Raw genomic sequence first — 1,837 nt, 5'->3', positions numbered from 1 at the left:
CCGTCCCTGACCAGGCTACCCGCACATGGAAGCCATTTCCCCCGCGCGCCCCCGCCCGTGCACCCATGCGCCCCACTCGCAGGATCGATGCTCCTCCCCCGCCCTCGCGAGCGCCCGTAACCCGCCCTGCGGTGACAGCGCCTGCGCCGCGCCCGGCGCACACCCCGCGCGCGAGGACTGGGCGACGCAGGCCACCGGCAGCGCCACCGTGGCCCGGCGGCTCTGGCAGCAGCAGCCCAAGGCGTCGATCCTGCTGCCCACCGGGCGGACGTTCGACGCGATCGACGTGCCGGAGACCGCCGGATTCCTCGCGCTCGCCCGGATGGAGCGGATGGAGCTCGCCCTCGGCCCCGTGACGCGTACGCCGGACCGGCGCATGCAGTTCTTCGTGCTGCCCGGCGCCGCGGCCAAGAACCCCGACCTCATCCGCACGCTGGGCTGGCCCCCCGCCGCCATCGACCTGGACACGCTCGGCGAGGGCGCCTATGTGGCCGCTCCGCCCACCCGCTTCGGCGCGTCGGGGGCGGTCCAGTGGGCCTGCCACCCGACCGCGGCCAACCGCTGGCTGCCGGACGCCGAGGAGATCATCTCCCCGCTGGCGTACGCGTGCGGCAGGGAAGCCCGCCGCTGACCCGTTGAGCCGTTGACCGCGCCGCGACCGTGCCCGACGTATCGTGCGGGAACGGCGAAGGCGGCGAAGGGTGGCACGGTGACCGAAGCGGCGGCGGTACGCGTGACAGGGCTCTGGAAGCGCTTCGGGGAGCAGGTGGCCGTGGCGGGGATCGACCTGGCGCTGCCCGCGGGCAGGTTCATCGGCCTCGTCGGGCCGAACGGCGCGGGCAAGACCACCACGCTCTCCATGGTCACCGGCCTGCTCAGGCCCGATCAGGGCACCGTCGAGGTCGTCGGCCACGACGTCTGGCGCGATCCCGTACGGGTCAAGGCACGCATCGGCGTCCTCCCTGAGGGCCTGCGGCTCTTCGAGCGGCTCTCGGGGCGCGAACTCCTCGCGTACACGGGCAGGTTGCGCGGGCTTCCCGGCGCCGAGGTCGACAAGCGCGCCACCCAGCTCATGGACGTGCTCGACCTCGCGGGCGCCCAGCACAAGCTCGTCGTCGACTACTCCACCGGTATGCGCAAGAAGATCGGCCTCGCGGCGGCGCTGCTGCACAACCCCGAAGTGCTCTTCCTCGACGAGCCGTTCGAGGGCGTCGACCCGGTCTCGGCCCAGACGATCCGCGGCGTCCTTGAGCGCTACACCGCGTCCGGCGCCACCGTCGTCTTCTCCTCGCACGTCATGGAGCTGGTCGAGTCGCTCTGCGACTGGGTCGCCGTCATGGCCGCGGGCCGCATCCGGGCGCAGGGCACCCTCGACGAGGTGCGCGGCACCGAGACTTCGCTCCAGCGGGCCTTCCTCGAACTGGTCGGGGCGGGCGGCCGTGACGCGGGCTCCGACCTGGACTGGCTGGGAGGCGGACTCCGGTGAGCGACGCCGTTGCCGGTGCGGCTCCGGGGAGCGCTTCGCAGGGCCCTCCCGGGAGCGCCGCCATCACCCCCGTCCTCGTACGTCTGAAGCTGTCCCTGCTCCGCAACGGACTGCGCCAGTCCGCCGGGCGCAGGGCCGCCTACATCGCCTCGGTGACCGTCGCCCTGCTCTTCGCCGCGCTCCAGCTGCTCGGCCTGGTCGTGCTGCGCGGCGACCCGCACGCCGCCACCGTCTGCGTCCTGCTGGCCGGGGTGCTCGCCCTCGGCTGGGCGGTCATGCCGCTGTTCTTCCCCAGCGGCGACGAGACGCTCGACCCCACCCGCCTGGTGATGCTGCCGCTGCGGCCGGGCC

General features: G+C 73.8%; 2 protein-coding genes and 1 pseudogene. All 3 read left to right on the top strand.

The features are described from left to right. The first annotated feature begins 25 nt into the window (after positions 1 to 25). The gene (locus AB8Z36_RS38505) at positions 26 to 631 is read left to right on the top strand and encodes a bifunctional DNA primase/polymerase (RefSeq protein WP_369218012.1); all 606 of its coding nucleotides are present in this window, start codon (positions 26 to 28) and stop codon (positions 629 to 631) included. Between the two features lie 78 nt (positions 632 to 709). Then, positions 710 to 1,486, top strand: coding sequence for an ABC transporter ATP-binding protein (locus AB8Z36_RS38500; protein ID WP_369218011.1), 777 nt, complete (start codon positions 710 to 712; stop codon positions 1,484 to 1,486). Then, positions 1,483 to 1,837, top strand: a pseudogene (locus AB8Z36_RS38495) (transporter); the annotation flags it as partial. The gene AB8Z36_RS38500 and the pseudogene AB8Z36_RS38495, both read left to right, overlap by 4 nt.

The organism is Streptomyces flavofungini, assembly GCF_041028215.1.
Classification (GTDB): Bacteria; Actinomycetota; Actinomycetes; order Streptomycetales; family Streptomycetaceae; genus Streptomyces; species Streptomyces flavofungini_B.
Note: the sequence above shows the minus strand (reverse complement) of the source record. Positions and strands in the feature narration are given on the sequence as shown.